We start from the raw sequence: 26020 nt of genomic DNA, 5'->3' as shown, positions 1-26020 counted from the left end.
TGACGTTGCATTCATTTATCAATTGAAAGTGGAGTCGTGCTGCGGCCAATTGTTTGGATTCCGGAACGGTTTCCAGGAACATCGGCGTGAGTGGGGAAAACGGGACATGGACAAAATTACTACATGGTTTAATGAACCCCTTGTCTCAAGCCCCATAAAGGGAGCGCAAACCGCTATATTTTTAGCGGACAGTCCCGGTGTCGAGAGAATTAGCGGCAAATAACTTTCAGAAAAAGAAGGTTGCTCCTGTTTCCTCCCAGGCACAGGATAAACAGCTTTCATCCAAACTATGGGAATGGAGCGAGCAGGAGGTAGGACAAAGATGAAAAAAGCAATTATTTTCGGAGCAACCGGTTTCGTAGGTTCATACCTTCTTGATGAGCTGTTGAATAATGCTGATTATGAACAAGTAACCGCTGTTGTTCGTAGAAATTTGAATATCAATCATCCCAAATTAAAGAGATTGATCGGTGATTACTATTCTTTGCCTGGCTTGAAAGAACATATGGAAGCAGATGAAATATTCATTACACTTGGCGAAACGCACGATTATCCGGTTTTAGCGGCACAAATCGCCAAAGAAAAAGGAGCAAGATCTGTTTTCGTGGTTACAGCGGTCGGGGCAAATGTCAATTCGCGGATTTCTTATGTAAAAACCAAAGGCGAAATCGAACGGGATATTAGAGAGCTGGATTTTGATCATACGCACTTTTTTCGTCCATCAATGATTATGGGTGAACGAAAGGAAAATCGCCCGTTAGAAAGAATCATAATGAGAATATGGACGATAATTGACCCGTTTTTCTTTGGGAAACTGAATCATTATAAAGGTACCGAAGGAAAAAACATTGCCAATGCAATGAATAATGCCGCAAAAAATCAACTGGAGAAAGTTAAGGTTTATAATTGGAGAAATATGAAATATTTGTTGTAATGCTCAAAGCGCTCTATGTAATAAAGCTGAACCCTATAATTGGATTCAGCTTTATTCTTGTAAATGCTTATCGGACATTGCGTTAGAACCGGGTGATGGCCCGAATCATCTAAGAGACATCTTTCAAGTGTTTGGCTGTTCAAGGCTTTGCTTGCCAAGACTGTTGCGCCACGCTGTCTGGCCCATCAGGTCACGCATGACTGTCATGTAATTTTCTTCCGACGTCGACCATCTCAGCCTCGCCATCTCTTCTGCATCGGGGCCTGAGACATACCGGAGCCGGACAGACTCGTCGCCTGCTGCTTCATAGACAATAGCGGCAACATGCTCCTCATTCGCATCTTCGAACGGATAATTCATCATGGCATTCATCATTCGGTCAACATACACCTTATATTCAGGAGGAGTGGGAGCATCCTGGGAGGCAGACAGAGTGCTCGGCGTAAAGTTTGTGGTTCTAATGGCTCCCGGCTCAACAAGTTTTACCGTGATGTTTTGCGATTCAAGCTCATAGGACAGCGATTCCGACAACCCCTCGATCGCATGCTTGCTCGCCGTATAGACCGTCAGCAGCGGGCTCGACGCGTAGCCCACACCCGAGCTGATATTGACGACAGCTCCGCCGCTATGCTCGCGAAAATGCGGTATGATCGCCTGAATCACGTTCATGACGCCGAATACATTGGTTTCGAAAATGTCGCGCACCATCTTCATAGGTGTCGCCTCAAAAATCGAAACAACGCTGATACCGGCGTTGTTCACAACGGCGTCTATCCGCCCAAACCGGGCGGCTCCCGCCGCAATTGCCGTCTCAATGCTGGCAGGATCGGTTACGTCCAGCGCTGTTACGAAAATCCGATCGGGATTTTCTGCCGCAATACTTTCGTCCGGCTTACGCATTGTCGCAATTACATTCCATCCCTCGGAAGTAAACTTTCTGGCTGTTGTTTTTCCCAATCCAGTTGAGCAGCCCGTGATTAATACAGTTTTTGTCATTGAAGCATCTCCTTGTCAAGAACAGTATAATATCGTTATGATGTGACGAAACAATAGAAAAATCTGAAATGCGAATGCAACGACAGAATGACGGCTTCGCCCTTCCATTCCCATGAAGGAAGTGTCAATTGAAACTAAAATCACCCCGCTTTGTTGAAACGCTGCAGCGTTTGTCTTAACTCTATATAAGCTTACTAGGTAGAAGTGACTCTAAGTCAACCTTTTTTTTGAACCCAATAGATTACAGGTATTTAGTTGAAAAAACGACCTTTATAATGTAAAATACATTAAAGTAACTCTAATGTGGATGGTGAAAATATTGTATGCTCTATACAGTTAAAGAGGTATCAGAAAAAACGGGCATCACTCCGCATACCTTGCGTTTTTATGAGAAAGAAGGCGTGCTGCCCAATGTTGACCGGGATGTGAATGGGGGGCGGGTATATAATGACACGAACATCGATTGGATCGAAACGGTGCAAGCCCTGCGTTCAACAGGTTTGCCTTTAGCGGAAATCAAACAATATAACGAGCTTTATAGGGCTGGGGACAGTACGCTGCAGCAAAGGAAAGGCATGCTGGCCCACCAGAAATACAAGGTAGAAGAACAAATACAAAAGTTAATGAAAACATTAGAAAAGCTGAACTATAAAATGGCGTTGATTGACGCCCAGGAAAATAGATTTGAGAAGCTGCCATAGCAGAATCAAAGGGAAACTGACGGCATACCCGAATAAGACACAATCTCATTATATGAGAAAGTGTCTTATTGTCCGTTCTCCGGATCAGGGAGCATGTACTTTATTTCAATAATGACATCAGGTTCTTGTCTTCCGATGCCGGATTACATTACGGGAGCTTCTTTTTGGGATATGATAATAACCGACTGAACGGAAACAGGATAAGGAGTACAATCAGGTTTGCCGAAAATGAAAAAAACACATCCCAAGACTTAATATGTAAAATATCCAACGAAATCAATATTAAAGAATTAAGTCCAGTTATCAGGAAGAGGAGGACTATTTTAACGGATAGATGCAGTTTAAGCGTAAATAGGACAACGATTAAAATACTAATTAATAAACACTGAACAGTAGCGAATACCGTATTATCCCGATACGGGTTCTCAAACCATCCGATTAAAAAAAGGTGACTCTTTATGATTGCGTAGATTACATAATCCATGGATACGCGAATGCCGAAAATAATGAAGCATAGCGTTGCAAAGTATAGAGGAGGGTGGAGGAACTTTTCTATTTTACGAAACCAAATTTTTGCGAACCCGAAATAAAACGGGAGGGCAATAAGTGTATATATAGATTTCCACCAGTGGTGCTCATAAATACCCAGCTTGAGGAAAAGACAATCTATTCCGAAAAATATTCCGGAGAACAGCAGAATCCATCCAAAGTTTAAATAAAAACCGGCTATCACAATCGAAGCAGAAGGCAAAGAAAACGCATTGGATACAAATGCGCCAAGAATGTTATCGTCATAAGAATTATCAAGAATATCGGGGATGTAACGATAGCTGTCAAAAAGTATACAGATAAAAAATTCGACGGAATAACCGACTCCAATCATCCCGAAAAGTAAACTGATTAATTGGATTTTCTTTGTTTTTATCACCATAAATACGTCTATGATGATGCTTATAACGACGAGAGAGAGGTACCAAACATAATTTGGCATTGACATCTTCCTTCTTCCAAATGAATGAGTAACCCAAACTAATTATTCCCTGTTTGATCGGATTGGATTCGGATTTCTAAACCAACATTCGGTTATATTTGTCAGCAATAGGGACGATGGATTGCAAATGCAAATACGATGGCTTCTCGAACGCAACCGGTTTTGCTTCACTATAGCTGTGCAGTATGTGAATATGATAAACTTGATGAAATCCTTCAAAATAAGGAAGTGTAAAACAATGAATATCGAAATGGTTATGCAGGAGCTTGAAGCTCTCGGCAAGGAACGAACCAAGAAAATATACATATCCAATGGCGCGCACGATCCGCTTTTTGGTGTGGCTACAGGCGAAATGAAGCCCATCGCCAAGAAAATTAAAAAAAATCAGCCTTTGGCTGAGCAGCTTTACGCCACGGGAAATTATGACGCCATGTACTTTGCCGGCGTAATTTCCGATCCAAAAGAAATGACTGAAGCTGACTTTGAGCGTTGGATAGATGCGGCATATTTTTTTATGCTTTCCGATTATGTGGTGGCAGTAACCTTGGCAGAAACAGATATTGCACAACAAGTTGCCGATAAATGGATTGCAAGCGGTGAAGAGCTGAGAATGTCAGCGGGCTGGAGCTGTTACTGCTGGCTTTTGGGAAATCGACCCGATGGTGAATTTTCCGAGAGCAAACTTGCCAATATGCTTGAAATCGCGCAAACTACGATTCAGGATTCTCCCGAACGAACAAAATATGCTATGAATAATTTTATTTATACAGTCGGGGTATCCTATTTGCCGCTTCATGATAAGGCGTTCGACACCGCAAAGGCAGTAGGTCCGGTAGAAGTCAAACGGGACAAGACCAAAAGCAAGTTTCTGCTCGCTTCCGAAAATATTCAAAAGGCAGTTGATAAAGGACAGCTTGGCTTCAAACGCAAATATGTAAGATGTTAAATCGCTTCGCCGCAAGAAAAAAAGAACATTATCTTATCAATTGCCGCGTAAATCGCGGCTTTTTCATTTTTAAGGGCAAAACTAATGAACTAGCTAAAGGAGGCCCGCATATATGAAGTCTCATACCTCTGACCGTATTAAATTCCCGCCGGGATTTTGGGCAGGGTTATGTCAATTAGGGATTTCCGCGCACGACGTAGCTCGCAAAGCACGACTGCCGCTCACTATTATTAGTGAACCATTGGTCACCACCGCCCAATATTTCGCGATCTGGCAGGCATATTCCGATCTCATCGGCGACACTGCCAAAGGAATCATCAAGCTTGCGACTGTCTTTGAAACAGCAAAGTACCCTCCGTCCGTCTTGGCTACTTACCATGCTCGTGACTATCGCGACGCTCTAAACCGAATGGCCCGGTACAAACAACTATGTCCCCCCGAAAGCTTGCGTATCACCGAGGAGGGCGAGCTCTGTACAATCGAACTGGAATGGCTGCATACCGGGCAACCCGGTCCGCCGATGCTGATTGGTATCACGCTGGCATATCTTCTGGAGCTTGGGCGCCGGGGCACAGGTCAGCCTTTGACGGCTCAGTCCGTCGAATTTTCGCATTCCATGGGCGATGTGCAGGCTCTTGAAGCTTACTTCGGCTGCCGTATCCGGATTGGTGCAAAATGTAACCGGTTGACGCTGCATCGAAGAGATCTGGACCTCCCCTTTGTCTCGTACAACGAAGAGCTGCTGGAGATCCTGACTCCCGTTCTGGACCGGTCGCTCAATGAACAGCAGAGCAGCCGCTCAATTGCCGAGATGGTCAAATGGATCATGAAACGCAGCCTCACAGGAGGGCGCCCCGACATTCAGGCTGTTGCGAAGGAGCTCAATATGAGCGATCGTACCTTGCAGCGCCGGCTTGCTGACGAAAACACGAGCTTCAAGCAGCTGTTGACAGAGGCCAGACATGAGCAGGCACGAGAGTACTTGGCAGACACCTCGCTCGATATTAAAGAAGTGGCTTTCTTGATTGGATATGAAGACCAGAACTCGTTCTACCGCGCCTTCCGCCTTTGGGAAGGTGACACTCCTTCAAATTATCGTACTGAACATTCGGGTACAAACTCAATATCAGAAGGACGGCAAGGAATGCCGCCCATTCATTAATATAGAATTCACAACCTAACCAAAACGGCAGAGAACCCGTATTTGCTGAGTTTTATCATTTGGCGTGTCATACAAGAACTTTGGCGCAGTATGCTAGTTACTGAACAATCCGGAGAAGGTAATATAATCACTGTCCAACGTAAATTTATTAACCCTATATCAAAAAAAGGGTTAATAAACTAATAAATACTAAATAAAGGAGAAATCTATTATGGATATGGGATTAACCAATAAAACAGCTTTAGTTACAGGATCAACAAAAGGTATAGGTAAAGCAATTGCCATTGAACTCGCCAAAGAAGGTGTTAATGTACTAATTAATGGACGAAATTATGAAGAGGCAGAACGAATTGTACATGAAATGAAGTCAGATTTTCCGGCTACCTCTCCTCAAAATGCCGCAGCCGATATTGTGGATATTGGGCAAAGAGAAGCATTATTTGAAAAATACCCCAATATCGATATTTTAGTTAATAATATGGGGATTTATGAAATGATGAAATATGAGGACGTTGACGATGAGGTATGGGAAAAATACTTCCGTACCAATGTTCTTGCTGCAAATGGATTATCAAAATTTTATTTGCCTAAAATGTTGAAAAATGATTATGGCCGCATTATCTTTATTGCGAGCGAAGAAGCAGTTATGCCTTCAGGACTAATGCCTCAGTATGGTATGACAAAATCGATGCTGTTATCATTGTCAAAAAGCTTATCCAAATTAACAATAGGAACGGAGGTTACAGTCAATACGATCATGCCGGGACCAACACTCTCTGAAAGTGTGCATCAAATAATCGAGGGTCTATACTCTGATGAAGATATGACTTTTGCAGAAAAAGAAAAACAATTTATGGCTGCAAACCTGCCTCAATCTGAAATACAGCGATTTATCAAGCCTCTTGAAATAGGCAGACTGGCTGCATTTGTATGTAGTCCATATGCATCCGCGTTCAAGGGTTCTCCAATCCGCATGGATGGGGGAATGGTACCGACTATTTTTTAATATTATTTCAGCCAGGCAACGGCGTTAAGCCAATTGAATTGGTATACTTGAACAATCCGCACACAGGAGGGGAAGCAGATGAAACGAAATCGCTTGGGGAGGTCGGATCTGTACGTTAGTGAGATCGGTCTCGGGTGCATGTCGCTGGGGTCGGACGAGGCCAAGGCCGTCTCCATCATCCACGAGGCATTGGAGCATGGCGTGAATTTCCTCGACACCGCCGACCTCTATAATGAGGGGCGCAATGAGGAGATTGTTGGCAGGGCGATCCGGCACCGCCGCGCCGATGTCATCGTGGCGACCAAAGTCGGCAACCGGCGGGAGCCGGGCAAAGAGGGCTGGTCCTGGGACCCTTCCAAAGCTTACATTCAAGCGGCGGTCAAAGAGAGCCTAAGAAGGCTTGGGACTGACTATATCGATCTGTACCAGCTGCACGGAGGAACGATTGGGGATCCGATCGGGGAAACGATCGAAGCGTTTGAGGAGCTTAAACGGGACGGGCTGATCCGCCACTACGGGATATCGTCCATACGTCCGAATGTAATCAGGGAATACGTCCGGCGCAGCGGCATCGTAAGCGTGATGAACCAGTACAGCATGCTTGACAGGCGTGCAGAGGAGGAAGTTCTTCCATTGCTTGCAGAGCACGAGATCGGCTTGATCGCACGCGGACCACTCGCTGGCGGCATCCTCGCAGCGGGCGGGGAGGACAAGGCGGACCGGGACTATCTCGATTACAGCCGTGAGGAATTGCCCGCCCTGCGCCGGAGTCTCCTAGGGCTCGCTGGCGATACACGAACGCTGGCGCAGACCGCCATTCGGTATGTGCTGAGCGATCCAACGGTGAGTGTGGTAATTCCCGGCGCAAGTAGTCTGGAGCAGCTGCGGCACAATGTATCGGCCGCTGCTGTGCCGCTGTCCGTCGAGGAACGAGAAGCAATACGGGCTGTGACCAGACCGAACCGTTACAAGGATCACCGGTAGCGCCTCATTCCTGTACGTAAGACTCAGGAAGGTAACACGAACGAGCACGATGCTTGCTAAAAGATATTTGACGAAGGAGCTGCTGCGGCAGCTCCTTTTACTTCTTCGAAGATGACAAATGTTCTGTGAAAATACAAAAAGGCAGGCAGTAATTGATATATGCTAAGAAAAATGAAAACCACTCGAGCATATATTTACAAAATCTACAAGTTGAGTTGAAATTGTACAAATAAACAGACGTTATTATTAAGCCGACTTAGGAAAGAATAGCCATATTACCCAGATGGAAGGAGGGGGACGTCTGCTTTGTACTCGCCTTGATTTTGTATGACCAAAATAATTGAAAGGGAGGAATTGATAACTTAATCGGAATAGGCGAGGAGCCCTTAAAATGGCATATTCTATTCTTTTGTCCTGGGAGTCTTGAAACTACGATGAACAGGAAGTGTTGAGAACAAATGAAAAATGATAGAGAAGTACAAGAACAGAAAAAGCAAAAACTTGAGAATGTCTTTGTCTTTGATCAAGAAATAGATCGCCGTACCTTTTTGCAAAAGACAACCAAGCTGGCAGGAGCAGCTTTCGCTTTATCCATGTTGAACCCGATTGGAAGCGTATTTGCAGCTTCAGACGATTCCGATCATTCCAATACTCTTTCCCAAAAGAAGTTTATTTTTCAGTTTGGTCTCGTGGCAGACGCTCAATATGCCGATATCGATACGCCGTCCGGTTCAACACGTTATTACCGGGCTTCACTTGACAAGCTTGCGGAAGCGGTTAGAACCTTCAACGATAACGATGTCACGTTCACCATCCATCTTGGCGACATCATTGACCAAAACGCTTCCAGTTTTTCAAAAATTCTACCTGTCTACAATCAGGTTAAAGGGCCAAAGTACCATTTGCTTGGAAATCATGACTATGCTATGGATGCCAAAAAGGTGGCCGACCTGCTAGGCATGCCTAATTTTTATTATGATTTCAGCTATGAGGGTTGGCGATTTGTGGTGCTTGACACGAATGATCTCAGCTTATACGCAAATCCTGTAAATTCCGAGAAATACCAACATGCCAAGACGGTGTTAGATGTATTGACCTGGAGTGGGGCGGACAACGCCCAGACTTGGAACGGTGGTGTAGATTCGGTTCAAATGACTTGGCTGCAGGATATACTTGCAAAGTCTGTCAAGGCTGGAGAAAAGGTAATCGTTATCGGTCATCACCCGATTGCTCCACTGAATATTCACAACGCTTGGAATTACGAAGCTCTGGTCAAGGTGCTGGGGTCCTCCGGAAATGTAGTTGCCTACTTCAATGGTCATAATCATGAAGGCAACTATGCGGAGCAGAACGGAATCTATTTCGTAAACTTCAAAGGTATGGTAGAAACCGCCAACACTAATGCGTATTCAATCGTCAGGGTGTATCCAGACAGGTTAGAGATTAAAGGATATGGACGGGAGCCGAACCGTGTACTAAAGATTGGAAAAATACGTCATGCAGAAACCGCCAAAGAGATTCAACACGCGTGACCGTTATTTCTGAAGCAGAAAAAAGAAATCACAAGGAGTCGATGTTGTGGACAAGGGAAGAAGCTTTAATACAAATGAAAAGGGGTCGATGTAATGAGCAAGGATAAACTATTCAAGGATCTGGAACAACGCTTTCGGGAAGGCAAGATGGATCGCCGCGATTTTCTCCAGGCAACAGGAAAGGTCGCAATCGCATCGCTTGGTTTGACGATCGCCGCTTCACTTCAAGGGGGTTTTGTCGATGCAGCGCCGAAATTTTCAGCGTATCCATTTACTTTAGGGGTGGCGTCCGGTGACCCTTGGCAGGATAGCGTTGTGCTCTGGACCCGGCTTGCACCAGACCCGCTGAATGGCGGAGGCATGACAGGCAGCGACGTTCCTGTCAAATGGGAAGTGGCCATCGACGACAAATTCCGCAAGGTCGTGCGTGAAGGAGCAGGCTTTGCCAGAGCCCAGCTTGGGCATTCTGTGCATGTCGAGGTGGATGGACTGAAACCGAACCAAGTCTATTACTACCGCTTTCAAGCCGGAAAGGAAATCAGTCCCACAGGCCGGACGAAAACGCTGCCGGCATACGGATCTCACGTTTCGAAAATGACATTTGCTTTTGCTTCCTGCCAAAACTACCCAACGGGATACTTTACCCCTTACCGGCATATGGCGGCGGATGAATTGGACCTCGTCTTTCATCTGGGCGATTACATTTATGAGGGTCCCGGCCCCAACCAGAATACTCCAAGCCCACGGTACCATAACGGTCCCGAAATCATTACACTTGGCGATTACCGCAACCGCTACGCGTTGTACAAAAGTGATAGCGACCTGCAAGCCGCACATGCCAAGTTCCCATGGGTAGTTGCGATGGACGACCATGAAGTCGAGAACAACCACGCCGGTCTGATCCCTGAGGCCAATCAGCCGGTCGAACCTTTCCTGGCCCGCAAGACTGCGGCATTCCAGGCCTATTATGAAAATATGCCTTTAAGAAGCGCTTCCCTGCCAAGCGGATTCACCATGCAGTTGTACAGACATTTCAATTACGGTGACCTGGCTAATGTTCATGTACTGGACACCCGCCAATTCCGTGATGATCAGGCGAGTGGAGACGGACTCAAACCCCCAACACCCGAATCCACGAGTATGGAACGCTCGATTATGGGCGAAGAGCAGGAGCAATGGCTGCTTTCAGGGCTCAATCAATCGCAAGCGCAGTGGAACATTATTCCCCAGCAGGTGTTTTTCTGTAAGAGGGACTACCTGATTGGAGAGGGGGAAGAGTTCAGCATGGACGGATGGGATGGCTATTCCGCCAATCGTGACCGGATTCTAGGCTTCGCCAAACAGAAGAACCTTTCCAATCTTGTTGTCCTGACCGGGGATGTTCACTCAAACTGGGCTTGCGATATCAAGGCGGATTTCAACAACCCAGATTCCGGGATCCTTGGAGCCGAATTTGTCGGCACTTCTATAACCTCCGGAGGAGACGGCGTCGATATTACCGATGCCCAAAAAGCCATCCTAGCGGAAAATCCGCATATCAAGTTCTATAATAACCAGCGTGGTTATGTGCGCTGCACCGCTACGCATGAAAGTTTTCAGGCGGATTACCAGATTGTTCCGTTTGTTACCCGTCCCGGCGCCGGGATTTTCACCCGTGCTTCCTTTCTGATGGAAAAGGGCAAACCGGGATTGCAGAAAATTTACGATGCTGCGGTCACCGTATAGAGAACGCACTGGATTTAAGCCCGATTAGAAAACCGCCAGCCACAGCATCCAAAAAAGCTGTGGCTGACCTGACCTATAATAGTCTGAGGAGATGAATGGTTATGCCGTTTGGAAACATTGGAATTGGCGGTCTTGTCTTGATATTGGTGATAGCGCTTATTATATTCGGGCCGTCCAAGCTTCCTGAGCTTGGACGAGCTGTCGGCAGAACGCTAAATGAGTTTAAAGGTGCTACGCGCGGACTCGTTAATGGCGATTCTGCTGAAGAAGGAAAGAGCGATACCGAGTCTTCGAAGACATCTATTGAGGTTGGCAAGTAGCATGGGTACAGACAGCAATAAACAGATGAATGTAATGGAACACCTTGAAGAGATGCGGAAGAGGCTTATTCGAACCTTGCTTGCGTTTCTGGTCGCAATGGTTGCCTCTTTCCTCTATGTGCGGGATATCTATCAATGGCTCGTGCGCGGAATGGATGAGAAGCTGGTTATTCTTGGGCCGTCTGATGTGATGTGGGTCTATTTTATGATAGCGGGCGTGTTTGCACTCGCGGTTACGATCCCGATAGCCGCTTATCAAATCTGGAAGTTTGTGAAGCCGGCTCTTTCCGAGCAAGCTCGGCGAGCAACTCTCTTGTTCATTCCAGGATTGACAATATTGTTCATGATTGGCATCAGCTTCGGTTATCTTATTCTATTTCCAATGGTGCTCTCCTTCATGAATCAGATGGCAGCGGCTGATTTTAATGCGATGTATACAGCGGATAAGTATTTTACGTTCATGATTCATATGACCGTGCCGTTCGGTTTGCTGTTTGAAATGCCTGCGGTCGTTATGTTTCTGACCCGTCTTGGCATTCTGAATCCGCATCGCCTTGCTAAAGCGCGTAAACTCGCTTATTTCTTGCTCCTAATCGTCGCTGTTGCGATTACGCCTCCGGATATTTTATCCGATCTGGTTGTAACGGTACCGCTGTTCTTGCTGTACGAAATCAGCATCGCGATTTCCAAGGTCGTGTACCGGAAACAGCTGAATCTTCAGAGCGAGCAGTGACCCGGACTAAGTGTCCTCATCTTTAATTTTATGAATACCGGTAATAAAAGGACGCTAACCAAATTGCGGTTATACTTTTTTCAAAGAAATAAAAAACAAGCGTTTTCTGCTTGTCAGGCTGTCGAGAAAGTCTCGACAGCCGTTTCTATGTCCATCTAATTTAACACTTCCCAGCGTTAATATGATATGGTATACCCCTCTTGGACAGTTACAGGACAGCTAAAAGAGGCATCCAATTACGAGTAAGTCCAAGGCTGCCTCTGATGATGAAACAGGTTAATTTTAAGCACCCCTGAGACGCTGTAAATGAAAGCTTCGCCTGCAATTTAATCAACACTTCCGTGCCGTCCTGATCCTGGACATTGACCAGAACCGTCCCTTAATCCAATCGATTAGTTCTATGATGAAGACCGTGTGTGTACGAAATGTCTTCATCTCCTTTCCTTCAGGTGTAACGATGCGAGCTGTAATGTGGACCTCTGTCAAGATAGTAGACACAGATTTTTTTCTTACGCTGCCTGACCGGGGTACATACGTTCGTAGTCAGAAGGCGTGTTATACCCTATCGTAGAATGGATACGTTGGTTGTTGTAAAAAACTTCGATGTATTCAAAGATACTCTTTTTCGCTTCTTCGCGCGTTTGGTATTTATTGAGATAAATCAGTTCTTTCTTTAGAACGCTGTGAAATGACTCGATGCAGGCGTTATCGTAACAGTTTCCCTTGCGACTCATGCTACCGGTCATTTCATATGTGTTGAGTTGCTTCTGGTAATCATGGGATGCGTACTGACTTCCGCGATCCGAGTGGTGCAACAATCCTGTACTTGGCTGTTGACGACCGTGGGCCTGTCTCAATGCCTGTAGTACAAGCTCTTTCGTCATCCGTTCACTCATGTGCCAGCCGACAATCTTACGTGAGTATAGATCGAGTACGCTCGCCAAATAAAGCCAACCCTCATCAGTGGGGATATATGTAATATCTGTAACCCACTTCTCATTCGGTTTACTTGCAGTAAACTCTTGGTTCATTACATTTTCTTGAACCGGTAGGGAGTGCTTAGAATTGGTTGTCGCTTTGTATTTCTTTACGGTCTTGGACCGTATTCCATTCTCCTTCATGATACGAGTAACGGTACGACGAGAGATTTTGACACCCTGTTGATGCAACCGTTCGGTGATTTTCGGGCTTCCATAAAGTTGCCTATTCTCATCGTATACTTCCTTGATTTGTTCCGTCCATTCCTTGTGCTGACGCTTACGTTCACTCTCAGGGCGCCCTAGCCATTTGTAATAGCCGCTACGAGAGACTTTCATTATGCAGCACATCTTCTCCAATCGGTACTCGGAGCGGTGTTCGTGGATGAACGTATATCTTACCGACGGTCTTTCGCAAAGAAGTGCATCGCCTTTTTTAAGATTTCGTTCTCCTCTTGAAGATCACGAATGTATTTTTGCATCTCTTTTATTCTCTGATCTTCTGGGACTAGGGCTTGTACAGCAACGATTTCCGGCTCACTGCCATACCTTTTCTCCCAGCCATATAATGTATTTGCATTAATCTTCAACTCGCGACCGATCTCTGCTACCGACTTCCCACTCTCCTTTATATATTTAACTGTTTGCTTCTTGTACGCTTCATCATACTTGATCTGTTTCATAGACACAGTGTCCTCCGCTCATCTATTTGAATCTAGTATAATCTGTGTCTACTACTCAGTCTAACTTCAATGCTCTTCTTGTGAACATCCAAGCCGCAAGCTCGTTCAATGAGAACATCCATGAAACTCACCATTTTACGGCAAACCGAATTCGAGGGCTGGTGCAACAACCAAAAAGGATTAATCTACCCTGCGTGCTTCCCAAAAGGGAGCGACATTCCGTGGTGCACCAAGGTCGCCTAAGTCAGACTAACGGATGGGTTCGCAAGACCATCGTTGATCGACCTCCCTCGCCAGCCGTAAGATTAGTATAAAATGAATGGGCTTCATTTTCATGATTCTGTGGTGCCCCGCGAGGGGCATGGGTGGCTAACGGGTACGTTAGTGGGAAGCTTGCCACGCGGCGTGAGGCTATGAAAAGTGGATAGTCCATATGCCATTGTTCACAATCAATTCAAAATTCTATGATACCTTATCCTTATGAAGGGATTGAAAAATCCTATAAACCAAAGAGAAAAGGTGTCGTAAAAATGATTACCCAGAAAGCTTACACTATCGGATGCATAACATCTAAAGATGGGACTACGATTGGCTATCGACAGCTAGGCCGAGGTCCAGGCCTTGTTATCATGCATGGTGGCTTGCAAGCTGCGCAAAACTTTATGCTGCTTGCCACGGCTCTGTCAGATGAATTTACGGTGTATCTACCCGACCGCCGTGGTCGAGGTTTAAGCGGGCCACCTGGCGAAAACTACAGCATTCGGAAGGAATGCGAAGATCTTGATGCCCTTCTCCGTAAGACCGGTGCTCACTATGTGTTTGGGCTGAGCTCGGGGGCGGTTATTTCACTGTATTCAGCACTCAACCTGCCGGCCATTCACAAAGTCGCACTCTTCGAACCCCCGCTCTCAATAACTTCAGTGTTAAACAAGTTTGTACCTCGCTATGAGCAGGAGATTGCTGAGGGTAAGTTAGTTTCGGCATTCATTACTATTATAAAGGGGCTCGGAATATCTCCAATCCTAAACATCATACCGCGGTTCATATTGCTGCCGCTTTTAAAGCTCACCGCACGAAGCAAAAGCAATGAGCCCAAGGGTGATGTACCGCTGAAAGAGCTAATCCCTACATTTCATTATGACAATCTGCTAATAAGGGAAACAGAAGAAACGTTTAAGACTTTTAAAAATGTCCGGGCTAAATCGCTAATAATGGGTGGCAGCAAAAGTCCGGGATACTTTAAAATAGTTATCAAGAAACTATCAGCTGTCATACCACGCGTTAAATCTATGGAATTCCCCGGTCTGGATCATTCAGGACCAGACGATGGCGGCAAGCCAGCAATTGTAGCGGAGGTGCTGCGCAGCTTCTTCAATGAATCTGATCTAGAAGAATGATCACGGACTCTGACTACCCAGGAATCTCAGTCTCATATCTTTTCTTAAGAGTAAAGGGGTTTAAGAGGTACAAGTCCCCGAAAATCCCTCTATAATCGGGGAAGACTTGGTCTAATACTGCCTGGAAGTGAAGCTTAGCCTGAACATACATAGGAGTAATGGAATCGTGCTGTCGTGTCAGGTGACGAAGGTTCTTTGTTTATGGGTTTCAAACGCCTCTTGTAATAAAGCTCGCACAGTTGGTAGGCATCCCAGCCTAAACGTGGTTTCCACAATTAGGAGGCGAACAGTTTTAGCGACGGGATTTCCTCCCACGGATACGATCGTTCTGCCCCGGTTACCGATACATACACCGCGTAAAGCAAAGTGGTCAACCAGTAAAAACTGGCTGACCTCATAATACGATGGGTACGATAATTGAGTAAAGATCCAGGACAAGGCTGCCAGCATGACCGGCAGCCTTTGCTCGTATTGCTTTATTGCAGTTCAGAAAAAACGCGGATTACGATTTTGCCGCGTGCCCGGTGACTTTCACTTTTAATGTGCGCGTTGGCCGTCTCCTCTAAAGGAAATATAGAATCGATCGTCACGTTAAGCCATTTTGTGTCAATCAGTCGGGCCAATTCCTCCAAATAAGCCGACGTTATCAGTGGATACTGCACTTCGTGGACGGTAACCGACGCATTCGTCGCTTGCTCAGACGAGTAGCTCCCCCATGCGATGGGCACAAGCTGGCCTCCTGGCTTTAGCGTATCGAGCAGCCAATCCCCTTGGTTACCGCCGGCCGTGTCGAGGACAAGGTCCGCGCTCCGTGCGATGGCCGTCGGCAGAGCAGCCGCATAGTCTACGAACCGATCGACGCCCAATTCGCACAGGAACGGCTCGTTACGGGCGGAAGCGGCTCCGATGATGCTCGCGCCCTTCCATCGGGCCAGCTGAACAGCCAGGTGACCGACTCCTCCGGCGGCGCCGTTGATCAACACGGTCTGACCCGACTCCAGCTTCCCCTGGACGAACAACGCATGCCAAGCTGTGAAGCCGGACTGGGGTAAAGCCGCCGCTTCTACGAAATTGATCGATCTAGGCTTCAGTGCTAGATTTCCGGCCGGCACGGCGACGTATTCCGCGCATCCCCCGCTATTGGTGGTCATGCCGTAGACGGCGTCGCCCGGGCGGAAGCTGGTCACTCCATCCCCTATACTCACAACGATTCCTGACACGTCCCAGCCGGGGGTATAAGGCAGTTCGAACCGATCGCCGGCCAAACCCGAACGGATCTGCCAATCGCCGGGATTGACGCCGACGGCATGAACGCGGATGATGGCCTCGCCTATGCCGGCGTTCGGAACGGGCGCTTCTTCCAAACGCAGTACGTCAGGCCCTCCGAAGGAATAATAGCGGATCGCTCTCATTGTCTCAGGCATTCCTATTGCCATGTTTACTCCCTCTTTTCTTTTCTTTTCATTTCGTTGAATTGAATAATTCAACTCCGTTCATTACAATAGTAGGAAAAGTATAGCCCGGAAACAACGGACAGTGGTGCCTGAATGTCGGTTACCTGACAAAACGGCTGTTTTGTCGGGCCAGCCGGGATAACTGTTCGAATTCGTAGAGCAAGGGATGGTGCATGCTATGGAAAGTGAAAAGAAGGAAACGGATAGACGGCGCAATCGTTCACAGCGTCTGTTAAAGCAGTCGTTCGAAAAGCTGATGCGGGAGAAGGGATTTACTGCGATGACGATCCAGGATATCGCCGATCGGGCGGATTTGCACCGAGGGACATTCTATACACACTTTCCAGACAAATTCGCGCTGCTGGAACAGTCCATCCGAGGTAAGTTCCGACATCTGCTGGAGCGGAAGCTGCCGGCGGATTCCGGCTGGCGTACGGAGCATTTGAGCATTTTGGTTCAAACGGTGCTGGAGCACGTACGGTCGCTTTATGGCCGCTGCAGTCCGGTCGATACCGTCGATCCGCTGTTTGAACGATCGGTCCGAGACGAGCTGGCTGAATTGCTGAGGCACTGGCTTGTGCAGATCCAGAAGGCTCGAGCCGACAGACAAGTTCCAGTCGATACGATGGCGCTCATGACGAGTTGGGCGATCTTCGGGGCAGCGGTTCAGTGGGGCAAAAGTTACGAGGACATCAGCGTGGACGAGATGACCGCCCGCGTGCTGACCGTTCTAACTGAAGGAGCTAAAATGGACTTTGTCCATGAGAAACGATAGTGGATGAATAGCTTACCTCCTCTTGCCCCTGACACTGAGCCAGGGTTTATAATTAGTTTATATGCAGAAATCTACTTAGAAAGGAAAATGATACACTATGGATATAACTCCACAAGAAGAACACTTGATAAAGGCTCTCCGTGAGGCTGCATTACCCCCTTTATTTGTGCTCATACGAATTAGAAATGATATTTCTAATGACACTGTAAATGTCGAAGAGAGCCGAAGAGATGACGTTGTAAATACATTAGAAAAATACATCGGTCCACTATGGGAAAACTATCATGAGGGGAAGAATTCATAAACCCAAGAAGGACCTTAACGAATTAATCTTAATCCGTACCACTTAGATTGATATCGTTACGCTACCCCGAAAATTACTATTAGCTCAGACCTAAAAATGGCAGCACGAAACTAAACCCAGCTTTTATGGTTTTTAAAAACTGTGCTTCTTCGCAATCTATGAGACATTGAAACGCTAAGAGGCCTCCGAGTTAGAGAGGGCTACCTGAAAACCAAGATTCTCAAGCTTTCGTACGGCTTGTCTCACGATCGCTTCTTGTTGTCGCTGTTCAAAATAATGACTTCCTAAATCTTTGTAATCTTCTTTTCGTGTAAGAACGTAATAAACAATGGTCATGATGGAGTGCGCGACGGCTACGGCTGCTCGGTGTCTGCCTTTTCGGGCGGCAATGCGTCTGTACTGTGCTCCTAGGTAGTTGTCGGATCTACATACGGAATGGGCGACTTCAATCAGTGCCGCTCGGAGATATTTGTTGCCTTTGCGAGTTTTCGAGGATTTACGTTTTCCGGCACTTTCATTTTGCCCTGGAACGAGGCCCGCCCATGAACAGAGATGAGCGGCAGATGGGAAGCGTGAACCGACATCAGTCCCAACTTCGGCAAGGATTTGTTCGGCGGTTCGTTGGCCGATCCCTGGAATGGTATCTAGACGCTCAATGTCTTGCTGAAAAGGGTCGAGCCGTTTGGCTACCTCCGTATCCAGTTCGAGAATCTGCTCATTCAGAAAATCGACGTGTGTGAGCATCGTTTTCAGCATGATCCGTTGGTGGGCACTCATGTTGCCGCGTAAGGCCAATTCCAACTCTTCCTTCTTTTTCTTCAGTGTTCGTCGCGCGAAAGCTGCCAGCTTTTCGGGATCTTCTTCTCCCTCGATCATGGCCCCCATCATATCGCGGCTGCTCACGCCCATAATGTCGGAGACAACAGCAGCGAGCTTAATGTTGGCGCCTTCAAGGACCTTCTGAATCCGGTTATGTTCACGAGAGCGTTCCTGAATCAGGCTGCGACGGTAACGGACTAATTCGCGGAGTTCGCGTTGGTTACGGTCCGGAATGTAGCTGGGTTTGAGCAGTCCATGACGCAGAAGGTTACAGATCCACTCGGCATCTTTCACATCCGTCTTCCTGCCGGGAACAGCTTTAATGTGCTGTGCGTTTACGACGAGGAATTGAATCTCCTCGGCTTCAAGCAGGTTGACGATGGGTTTCCAGTAAACACCGGTACTCTCCATGGCCACGTGCGTACAGCGATGCTGCTTGATCCAGTCGATTAAATCCAGCAGGAACACCGTATGCGTACGAAAGGTCTTAATCTCCTTTCCTTCGGGAGTCATGACGCAAGCGGTAATGGACTTCTTGTGAACATCCAAACCACAAGCGCGTTCGATCAGGACATCCATAACATTCACCTTTCTACGGCAATGAAAGTTGAGGACTGGTGCAACAACCAGAAAAGGATTACTCTACCCCGCGTGCTTCCCAAAAGGAGCGACATACCGTGGTGCACCGTGATCGTCGTAGTCAGACTAACGGATGGGTTCGTGACACCATAGCGTAACGACCTTCCTCACCAGCCGTAAATATAGTATAAAACGCCGCACCAAAATTTTCATTACTCTGTGGTGCCCCGAGAGGGGCATGGGTGGCTAACTGGTACGATAGCTTAAAAAGACATTTGACGAAAGGACTGCTAGGCAGTTCCCTTTGCTTCTTCGCAAAGCTATTTGGAAGGCTACCACGTGTAATTTCTTCCTCAGCTGCTTGCCTGACTTGAAAAGTCGTTGGCATTCGCAAGACCCCTAAAATAAAATCAGAACTTTTCCTTTACAAATAATAAAAATTAAATTATGGTATGTCAGTACTGTCTGTCATTTTAATGAAGGAGGAAGAAAGTGAACCGTAGTGAAAATCTGAGCAGCAAACATAAGTTGTTGTTAGCAGCGATCGATCTGATAGCGGAGAAAGGATACAACGGTGTAACCACCATGGAAATAGCCACCGCGGCAGGTTTGAGTGAAAAGACGCTTTTTCGCCACACTCAGGAGATTACACCCGCCCGTCCACTTGCATAGATGAATAGACAGCACGGTAAACCGTGTCATAAGTCATTCAAATAACGGGTACGATAGCTCAATAACCAAGACGAAGCGGCAGCCAGAAGGGGCTGCCGCTTTCTTAACTAACGGGTACGATAGCATTCCTGTAGAGCATTAAATTACTGCTTTGCAAAAAAACGAGCGCCTCGGTACGATGGGAGTACGCAACGGGTCATAGCCCTTTAAATCCCATCATCCAGGAGGACGCTCTACTATGAAGTTTAAATCGCAGGACAAACAAAATCAACTCCTTGAAAAAATGACGGCCCAACATCTAGTCGTTGGGATTGACATCGCCCAGCAAACGCATGTCGCACGAGCTGTGAACTTTCGAGGTATTGTGCTTGGTAATCCCCTATCCTTCTCGAATGATGAGGAAGGTTTTCACAATCTTCTTCGGTGGATCCAGACGCTACAATCTGCCCATGCTTTAACGGCGGCCATTGTTGGCATGGAGCCTACCGGACACTACTGGCTTAACGTATCCAAGTGGCTTGCCGAACGTCAGTTTGAGGTTGTTCTCGTCAATCCGCATCTTGTAAAGAAGAACAAAGAAAACCGCGACAACACGCCCTCAAAGAGCGATAAAAAGGATGCTCTGGTCATCGCCGACATGGTCAAAAACGGATACTACTCCTTCACTCGTACAACACCAGCAGCCTTTGAAGAACGACGTGTCTTTCTCTCCAATCGCGACTTTGTCGTGAAGAGACTCGTGAGTGCGAAGAACCAAATTCATCGCTGGGTCGACGTGGTTTTCCCGGAGCTGCGGCAAGTCTTCACGAACATCATGTGCACCGGTTCATTGGCCACACTTCGTCTTTTTCCAACGCCCGATGACATGTGTACCTTACAGCCCCAAGATGTCATACAAGGTTGGAAATCACTCATGAAACGGCATGCTGGTGAGCGAAAAGCCCGAACCCTTATCGCTCTTGCTAGCCGTTCTGTGGGTTCTAAGCAGGCCTTGCATGCCTACAAGCTTCACTTGAAGCAGCTTCTCGATGAGTACGATCTTGCTTGCCTGCAGCTAGAAACGGTAGAGACGGAGATTGTTGCCGTTTTAGAACGGATTCCATTTGCGAAATTTATGCTTGCTGTCAAAGGGATCAGCGCCATTTCACTGGCTGGTATTCTAGGCGAGGCGGGGGATTTAAGTGGCTTTGTTCACGGGAATGCCTTACTGCGACATGCCGGTCTCAACCTCGCAGAAGCAAGTTCAGGCAAATGGACCGGACAAATGAAGATTAGTAAACGAGGACGATCCCGACTCCGACGTTTCATCTTCATGATGACGATGAGTTTAGTTGCGAACAATCCGGAGTTTAAAGCGATGCATGCCTACAATGTGCAGGTGAAGAAGATGAAGAAAATGAGGTCCATTATGAAGTTGTGTGGCAAGTTAGCGAGAATATTAGTTGGAATGGCTCGCAGCGGCGAAGCCTACAACCCTCCTAAAACCATGCCAATCCAGCTAGCAGCTTAATCGATACCTACCGTTTCGTTGCACGAATTTTGGCTTATTCGCGGGATTTCAAAGAAAGCACGGCGTACCGGATACATTGAACCAAAGGGCACCGACCCGTAACGATAGCAAGACCGGCCTCCACCCCTTGGATAGGCGTAACGAAGGAATGAAAGGGCATCGACCCGTTGAGGCATGGGAGTGAGAACCTCCAGGGACGGCGTGGAGAATACGTGCAGGATATGGAAGAATATGGGGTTTCAATCTCCCCCTCTATTTCCTCACGCCTCCATGTTGTCCAGGTCTATGAAGTGGTCACCCGAGCGTCCTTCATCCATGTCTATCAAGGGTGGAATCCTGCGAATAAGCGAGCATTCGTGAGAAAACTTAATCGTACCGAGGGAGTTCAACGTATCTTGGAGCAGTTTGCCGGCGGCAGCTGTTCCTTTTTCATTTGGCAATAGGTCAGTAACGGGCAATTCAAAGAGGTATCTGACTGGTATCACGAATTGTAAGAATGCAATAGAATTTTACTGTTATGAGATGCTTTATAAATGCCTTCACCTGTTCTTGCTAAACTGTTTGTTCATCAAGACAGCCACTAAATTATAAATTACCTCAGCTTCTGTACTATTTTGCATTGGGTTTGTATGGAATACCTGTTCATTTATCGAGTCACCTTATTGATTAGATCTGACGTAGTATTGAAAGTGGTTCATGGTATATATTCGGATGTACAAGAAACCGTTCTTTTTGTAATAAAAGAACGGTTATTTGTTTTTCTATCTTCAATCAAAGGTTTCCATCAGGCCTTTTGGGACACTCCTTTTTGTTGTGTTGGCCGGGGATTTTATAGGTGATAAGCGAACGTGAATGAAGATATTAAATTCGAGAAATTTAATAATTTCTTTACGTAAAATTTACAAAACTAGTGACAAGCAAACTAAATTCTATAGTATGCTGGCCTGCTGGCATATCCGGTATTTGTCCATTTCTCATGAAACGGATAAAGCAGGTAAGCTATAATGTTGTTCGTTTTATTTATACGGAAATATTTTCCATAAAGGAGTAGTTGTCTTGCAACCCCAACCCATATTCTTTGACGAATCCTCTCTAGCCATATAACAAAAGAGCATATTGATGAGTTCACTCGAGCCTTAACTGGAGTCTCGCGGGCACATAATAAAGGTTACCAAGAGTGGAGGACCAGCATCGAAGATGTTTATCCAAGAGCAATACCACTCAGGTAAAAACGTTGACCGTTTGGGACAACTCCTTTTATTGATCGGCTCGGAAGTTTATGGATTTTGAAGCGAACGTGAAAGTAGTATTCACGTGATTTCAAAAAATTCATAATTACTTAACGTACAGTTTACAAGACTAGTGACAAATAAAAAAGATTCTGTAGTATGCTGGCATATCCGGCATTTGTCCATTTCTCATGAAACGGATAAAGCAGGTAAGCTTTAATGTTGTTCGTTTTATTTATACGAAAATATTTTCCATAAAGGAGTAGTTGTCGTGTAATCCCAACTCATACTCGTTGACGATCCTTTCCAGCCATAAAACAAAAGAGCATATTGAAGAGTTCAATCGAGCCTTAACTGGAGTCTCGCGGGCACATAATAAAGGTTACCAAGAGCGGAGGACCAGTATCGAAGATGTTTATCCAAGAGCAATACCCCTCAGGTAAAAATGTTGACCTTTTGGAACAACTCCTTTTATTGATCGGCTCGGGAGTTTATGGATTTTTGAAGCGAACGTGAAGAATTATTCACGTGAATTTTAGAAATTTAATAATTACTTAACGTACAATTTACAAAACTAGTGACAAATAAACAAGATTCTATAGTATTCTGGCGTAATGTCTATTTGTCCGTTTCTCATGAGTCGGATGAGCAGATAAGCTGAAATATGTGTTTGTATTATTTACAGAATATTCCGAAAATAATTCCGTAAAGGAGTCGTTGTCTTGCAACCCCAACTCATATTCTTCGACTTTGACGATACCCTCTACAGCCATACAACCAAAGGCGTATCCAGGAGTACGCGCGACGCCTTGATCGAACTGCAGTCTCGCGGGCACACGATAGTGATTGCCACGGGTCGAGGACCAGCATCGATGCCATTTATCCAAGAGCAATTGGCTGTTCCATGCGATACGATGGTCTTCCTCAACGGTCAACTTATCTTTCGCAAGAGTCAGAAAATATTCGAACGATTTATTACACTGCCGTCCATGGATCGAATGATCGAAAGAGTGAGGTCCTGTGGCTTTGCTTACGGAGGGCATTATGAGTACGGCGAGATCGTGGACCATATGAACGAGCGGGTGGAAAAGGTCTGGCACGATTTCAATAACAAGCTACCGAAGGTGTTGAATCGTTTCGAGAGGCGCCATCCCTTGTACCAGGCTCATCTCTATATCACTAAAGAAGAGGCAAACGATGTGCAGGAGTATTTGAACGACTATGTGATCAACTGGTCTCACGAATACTTGGTCAATATGATCTCAAAGGAGGCGGGCAAGTCACAAGCTGTTCGATGGCTTTTGAAGGAAGCCGACATTCCGAAGGAATGCTCGTTCGCCTTCGGCGACGGTTTTAACGATGTTGACATGCTGTTATCGGTAGGTCACGGCGTCGCGATGGGCAATGCTTCAGATGCTCTAAAGGAGGTGGCGGAGCTGGTGACAGGATCTGCTGACGAAGATGGGATTCGACAGGCTTTAACATCTTACGGTCTTATTTGATTTTATATTAAATGTTTCACACGCATATTACCGGACTAGATTGGAATGATGAAAGATGGAGTTGTTCGTTGGACTCGATTTTCCAGGGGATGTCAAGCAAGAATTGGAACGCATTCAAAGTTCTCTGCTTTTTTTTGACCCATCGGGAGCCTATGAACCGATTGAAAACTATCATTTGACTTTGCACTATATCGGAGAGTTGTCTAATGCAGATGCAATTATCGAACGATTAATGCAAATCAATTGCAAACCGTTCAAATTGTCTCTTCATGAACTTGGCCTATTTGACATTGCTGGTGGGAACGTGGTGTGGGTCAATGTGAGAGAGGAACCTTGCTTGCACGACTTGCAAGGGAAAATAAATCGCAAATTAGCTGATATGAGCACCAGCAAGGAGCAATACTCATTTGCCCCTCATATCTCGCTCGCCTATAACTGCAGTTTAAACATTTCGGATGTGTTTTCTTTCTGCCCGGTTTCATCGTTATCTTTTGAAGTTTCACACTTCTATTTGTATGAAGTAAAATATTTGCCTGAAGGCTTGCGTTTCCGCAAGCTTAATGACTTCAAGCTGAAGGGTTAAGGTGTAAGCATGGAGACTAGAACGGTATCGATTATCGGAATTAACGATTTCCATGCGGAGATCTTCGAGACCGATTATACACTGGGCTGCGCAAAGTTGTGCGCACTATTGGAGCAGGAGAAAAGGGGCAACCCCAATACGATCGTTGTATTTGGAGGCGATAATTTCAATGGAGATCCAGTATCGGAAGAACTGTCGGGCGAGCCGGTTATCGATCTCATGATGCAACTAGGAGTAAAAGTATCTGCCGTAGGTAATCATGAGTTTGAATACGGAGTAGAGACGCTCAGCAATTGGTCGATGCAAGGCAAGTTCACGTTCGTTGCAGCGAATTTGCTAGACAGAAGAACAGGAGAAATTGCAGCTGGATTTCGGCCTTATGTCATGCAGGAGATCGCAGGCATCCAGATCGCGTTTATCGGTTTGTCCACCCCGGAGTTGCTGGATCGTCCTGGTCATTCGATGAATACGCGCTTTCTAGAAATTGTGGACGGCGCTCGAGAAGCTCGGAAATGGGTTGACTATTTGAATCGTGGCTTAGATTCCCAAGGCAAGCCGGATGCGATCATCGCTCTGACACATTACGGATTGAAATATAAAGCCGATCGCTCCACTCTTGTGGGAGAGGAAGCGATCGAGTTGTGCCAGCGGGTTCCCGAGCTGTCCGGGTTATTCACCGCACATTGGCACCAATTCATCAGCTCGGAGGTCCATCAAGTGCCCGTCGTGCAAGGGGGCAGTAACGGAAGAGGATTCGCTAAGCTCACGATCGAGTTCTCCCCGGATAAAGAGATTCGGCAAGTGACGCCTGGATATGTGAATGCGAGCAGTTTTGTCAGCGAAGTTTTGTCGAATGAGGAGATGCTGCTCAAGTTGGACGAATACAAGCGGCGGACAAAAGACAAGCTTGGCGCCGTAGTCGGCTGGTTGGAGCAAGAGTTCATGCATAAGTCTCCGTTCACGGCTGAGGTGGATATGGAAGGAACACCGCTAACGAAGTTAGCGACAGATGTGATGCGCTTGGCGACAGGCTGCGAAATTGCGCTTCTCTACTCGGGCCGCATGGGGCCAGGTCTTCCATCAGGGGAAATTACCCTGTACCAACTTCGTAAACTGATCTACTTTAATGACGAATTGTTCACGATGAGGGTCAAAGGTTCTGATTTGGTTCGCAATATCGAAAACGGCATCAGCACACTGCGTGTCGAGCGGGCTTCGCCCGTTGCAGTTAGTGGACTATTCATCGTAGCCGACTATGCCAAGCCGTACGGTGCCAGAATCGAATCCATCGTGTTAGAGAATGGCCAACCGATTGAGTCGGATCGTTATTACGAGATCGTCATTGATGAATGTCTTGCTTCCCATGAAATGGGATATGACTTCTCATCCGGCATTGAACGTAAGCACACAGGAGTGTTCTTGCGCGATCAATTGATCAAAGAGATTAGGGAGCGGAAAGTTCTCACAGCTGAGTCTCCAGCGACGATCAAAGTGAAAAACAAGTAG

20 protein-coding genes and 2 pseudogenes are annotated in these 26020 nt (G+C 46.4%); 17 read left to right on the top strand and 5 right to left on the bottom strand.

Going from position 1 to position 26020, the window contains the following annotated elements; translation table 11 throughout:
* Positions 1–322 precede the first annotated feature (322 nt).
* Entirely contained in the window at positions 323–934 is a 612-nt protein-coding gene (locus ACFOLF_RS00540; protein WP_210040957.1) for an NAD(P)H-binding protein, read from the top strand.
* A gap of 123 nt (positions 935–1057) precedes the next feature.
* Here the strand turns inward: ACFOLF_RS00540 and ACFOLF_RS00535 are convergent, their stop codons facing one another.
* Positions 1058–1930 (bottom strand): SDR family oxidoreductase, encoded by an 873-nt coding sequence (locus tag ACFOLF_RS00535; RefSeq protein WP_210040959.1) that lies wholly within the window; start codon positions 1928–1930, stop codon positions 1058–1060.
* A gap of 323 nt (positions 1931–2253) precedes the next feature.
* On the opposite strand from ACFOLF_RS00535, the gene ACFOLF_RS00530 reads away from it, so the two are divergent.
* From ACFOLF_RS00530 to tatC, 9 genes are all read left to right on the top strand, one after another.
* On the top strand, positions 2254–2631 hold the full coding sequence (locus tag ACFOLF_RS00530) for a MerR family transcriptional regulator (protein ID WP_210040961.1): 378 nt from the start codon (positions 2254–2256) through the stop codon (positions 2629–2631).
* A gap of 1229 nt (positions 2632–3860) precedes the next feature.
* Positions 3861–4568 carry a DNA alkylation repair protein gene (locus tag ACFOLF_RS00525; RefSeq protein ID WP_210040962.1) on the top strand — a complete coding sequence of 236 codons (708 nt, stop codon included), beginning with the start codon at positions 3861–3863 and terminating at the stop codon, positions 4566–4568.
* Positions 4569–4680: 112 nt separating this feature from the next.
* Positions 4681–5730 (top strand): helix-turn-helix transcriptional regulator, encoded by a 1050-nt coding sequence (locus ACFOLF_RS00520; protein ID WP_210040964.1) that lies wholly within the window; start codon positions 4681–4683, stop codon positions 5728–5730.
* 211 nt (positions 5731–5941) lie between these two features.
* Complete coding sequence (locus tag ACFOLF_RS00515; RefSeq protein ID WP_210040966.1) at positions 5942–6736, top strand: SDR family NAD(P)-dependent oxidoreductase; 795 nt, start codon at positions 5942–5944, stop codon at positions 6734–6736.
* Positions 6737–6814: 78 nt separating this feature from the next.
* Complete coding sequence (locus ACFOLF_RS00510; RefSeq protein WP_210040969.1) at positions 6815–7720, top strand: aldo/keto reductase; 906 nt, start codon at positions 6815–6817, stop codon at positions 7718–7720.
* A 458-nt stretch (positions 7721–8178) separates the two neighbouring features.
* A complete protein-coding gene (locus ACFOLF_RS00505) occupies positions 8179–9252 on the top strand; it encodes a metallophosphoesterase (RefSeq protein ID WP_210040971.1) in 1074 nt (357 codons plus the stop codon).
* Between the two features lie 93 nt (positions 9253–9345).
* Complete coding sequence (locus tag ACFOLF_RS00500) at positions 9346–10977, top strand: alkaline phosphatase D family protein (RefSeq protein ID WP_210040973.1); 1632 nt, start codon at positions 9346–9348, stop codon at positions 10975–10977.
* Positions 10978–11078: 101 nt separating this feature from the next.
* Positions 11079–11297 carry a twin-arginine translocase TatA/TatE family subunit gene (locus ACFOLF_RS00495; RefSeq protein ID WP_210040976.1) on the top strand — a complete coding sequence of 73 codons (219 nt, stop codon included), beginning with the start codon at positions 11079–11081 and terminating at the stop codon, positions 11295–11297.
* 1 nt (position 11298) lies between these two features.
* Positions 11299–12030, top strand: a complete 732-nt coding sequence (tatC, locus tag ACFOLF_RS00490; RefSeq protein ID WP_210040978.1) for a twin-arginine translocase subunit TatC — start codon at positions 11299–11301, stop codon at positions 12028–12030.
* A gap of 509 nt (positions 12031–12539) precedes the next feature.
* Here the strand turns inward: tatC and ACFOLF_RS00485 are convergent.
* A protein-coding gene (locus tag ACFOLF_RS00485) for an IS3 family transposase (RefSeq protein WP_379114518.1) occupies positions 12540–13690 on the bottom strand; the annotation gives its coding sequence in 2 pieces (ribosomal slippage) (positions 12540–13438 and positions 13438–13690; 1152 coding nt in all).
* A 530-nt stretch (positions 13691–14220) separates the two neighbouring features.
* Between ACFOLF_RS00485 and ACFOLF_RS00480 the strand changes: the two genes are divergently transcribed.
* On the top strand, positions 14221–15087 hold the full coding sequence (locus tag ACFOLF_RS00480) for an alpha/beta fold hydrolase (protein WP_210047208.1): 867 nt from the start codon (positions 14221–14223) through the stop codon (positions 15085–15087).
* 34 nt (positions 15088–15121) lie between these two features.
* Here ACFOLF_RS00480 and ACFOLF_RS00475 read toward each other — a convergent pair.
* Positions 15122–15338 (bottom strand): annotated as a pseudogene (locus ACFOLF_RS00475) (IS110 family transposase); the annotation flags it as partial.
* Positions 15339–15563: 225 nt separating this feature from the next.
* The gene (locus ACFOLF_RS00470) at positions 15564–16523 is read right to left on the bottom strand and encodes an NADP-dependent oxidoreductase (RefSeq protein ID WP_210047209.1); all 960 of its coding nucleotides are present in this window, start codon (positions 16521–16523) and stop codon (positions 15564–15566) included.
* 196 nt (positions 16524–16719) lie between these two features.
* Between ACFOLF_RS00470 and ACFOLF_RS00465 the strand changes: the two genes are divergently transcribed.
* On the top strand, positions 16720–17316 hold the full coding sequence (locus ACFOLF_RS00465) for a TetR/AcrR family transcriptional regulator (protein WP_210047210.1): 597 nt from the start codon (positions 16720–16722) through the stop codon (positions 17314–17316).
* Positions 17317–17794: 478 nt separating this feature from the next.
* Here the strand turns inward: ACFOLF_RS00465 and ACFOLF_RS00460 are convergent, their stop codons facing one another.
* Positions 17795–19018, bottom strand: a complete 1224-nt coding sequence (locus ACFOLF_RS00460; RefSeq protein WP_379219382.1) for an IS110 family transposase — start codon at positions 19016–19018, stop codon at positions 17795–17797.
* A gap of 492 nt (positions 19019–19510) precedes the next feature.
* Here ACFOLF_RS00460 and ACFOLF_RS00455 point away from each other — a divergent pair.
* The 5 genes and pseudogenes from ACFOLF_RS00455 to ACFOLF_RS00435 all read left to right on the top strand — a co-directional run.
* A pseudogene (locus tag ACFOLF_RS00455) lies at positions 19511–19654 on the top strand (TetR/AcrR family transcriptional regulator); the annotation flags it as partial.
* A gap of 274 nt (positions 19655–19928) precedes the next feature.
* Positions 19929–21200, top strand: coding sequence for an IS110 family transposase (locus ACFOLF_RS00450; protein ID WP_379219380.1), 1272 nt, complete (start codon positions 19929–19931; stop codon positions 21198–21200).
* Between the two features lie 1951 nt (positions 21201–23151).
* Entirely contained in the window at positions 23152–23931 is a 780-nt protein-coding gene (locus tag ACFOLF_RS00445; protein ID WP_210047192.1) for an HAD family hydrolase, read from the top strand.
* Positions 23932–23986: 55 nt separating this feature from the next.
* Positions 23987–24514, top strand: a complete 528-nt coding sequence (gene thpR / locus ACFOLF_RS00440; RefSeq protein ID WP_210047193.1) for an RNA 2',3'-cyclic phosphodiesterase — start codon at positions 23987–23989, stop codon at positions 24512–24514.
* Positions 24515–24523: 9 nt separating this feature from the next.
* Positions 24524–26020 carry a bifunctional metallophosphatase/5'-nucleotidase gene (locus ACFOLF_RS00435; protein WP_210047194.1) on the top strand — a complete coding sequence of 499 codons (1497 nt, stop codon included), beginning with the start codon at positions 24524–24526 and terminating at the stop codon, positions 26018–26020.

This window comes from Paenibacillus sepulcri (assembly GCF_042647105.1).
In the GTDB taxonomy this organism is placed as follows: domain Bacteria; phylum Bacillota; class Bacilli; order Paenibacillales; family Paenibacillaceae; genus Paenibacillus_Z; species Paenibacillus_Z sepulcri.
This window is presented reverse-complemented; position numbering and strand designations above follow the sequence as displayed.

What these genes read in the sequence shown, in the direction of transcription:
- ACFOLF_RS00540 (WP_210040957.1), top strand. Translation starts at nt 323, where the DNA reads ATGAAAAAAGCAATTATTTTCGGAGCAACCGGTTTCGTAGGTTCATAC.
- ACFOLF_RS00535 (WP_210040959.1), bottom strand. Translation starts at nt 1,930, where the DNA reads ATGACAAAAACTGTATTAATCACGGGCTGCTCAACTGGATTGGGAAAA.
- ACFOLF_RS00530 (WP_210040961.1), top strand. Translation starts at nt 2,254, where the DNA reads ATGCTCTATACAGTTAAAGAGGTATCAGAAAAAACGGGCATCACTCCG.
- ACFOLF_RS00525 (WP_210040962.1), top strand. Translation starts at nt 3,861, where the DNA reads ATGAATATCGAAATGGTTATGCAGGAGCTTGAAGCTCTCGGCAAGGAA.
- ACFOLF_RS00520 (WP_210040964.1), top strand. Translation starts at nt 4,681, where the DNA reads ATGAAGTCTCATACCTCTGACCGTATTAAATTCCCGCCGGGATTTTGG.
- ACFOLF_RS00515 (WP_210040966.1), top strand. Translation starts at nt 5,942, where the DNA reads ATGGATATGGGATTAACCAATAAAACAGCTTTAGTTACAGGATCAACA.
- ACFOLF_RS00510 (WP_210040969.1), top strand. Translation starts at nt 6,815, where the DNA reads ATGAAACGAAATCGCTTGGGGAGGTCGGATCTGTACGTTAGTGAGATC.
- ACFOLF_RS00505 (WP_210040971.1), top strand. Translation starts at nt 8,179, where the DNA reads ATGAAAAATGATAGAGAAGTACAAGAACAGAAAAAGCAAAAACTTGAG.
- ACFOLF_RS00500 (WP_210040973.1), top strand. Translation starts at nt 9,346, where the DNA reads ATGAGCAAGGATAAACTATTCAAGGATCTGGAACAACGCTTTCGGGAA.
- ACFOLF_RS00495 (WP_210040976.1), top strand. Translation starts at nt 11,079, where the DNA reads ATGCCGTTTGGAAACATTGGAATTGGCGGTCTTGTCTTGATATTGGTG.
- tatC (WP_210040978.1), top strand. Translation starts at nt 11,299, where the DNA reads ATGGGTACAGACAGCAATAAACAGATGAATGTAATGGAACACCTTGAA.
- ACFOLF_RS00480 (WP_210047208.1), top strand. Translation starts at nt 14,221, where the DNA reads ATGATTACCCAGAAAGCTTACACTATCGGATGCATAACATCTAAAGAT.
- ACFOLF_RS00470 (WP_210047209.1), bottom strand. Translation starts at nt 16,523, where the DNA reads ATGGCAATAGGAATGCCTGAGACAATGAGAGCGATCCGCTATTATTCC.
- ACFOLF_RS00465 (WP_210047210.1), top strand. Translation starts at nt 16,720, where the DNA reads ATGGAAAGTGAAAAGAAGGAAACGGATAGACGGCGCAATCGTTCACAG.
- ACFOLF_RS00460 (WP_379219382.1), bottom strand. Translation starts at nt 19,018, where the DNA reads ATGGATGTCCTGATCGAACGCGCTTGTGGTTTGGATGTTCACAAGAAG.
- ACFOLF_RS00450 (WP_379219380.1), top strand. Translation starts at nt 19,929, where the DNA reads ATGAAGTTTAAATCGCAGGACAAACAAAATCAACTCCTTGAAAAAATG.
- thpR (WP_210047193.1), top strand. Translation starts at nt 23,987, where the DNA reads ATGGAGTTGTTCGTTGGACTCGATTTTCCAGGGGATGTCAAGCAAGAA.
- ACFOLF_RS00435 (WP_210047194.1), top strand. Translation starts at nt 24,524, where the DNA reads ATGGAGACTAGAACGGTATCGATTATCGGAATTAACGATTTCCATGCG.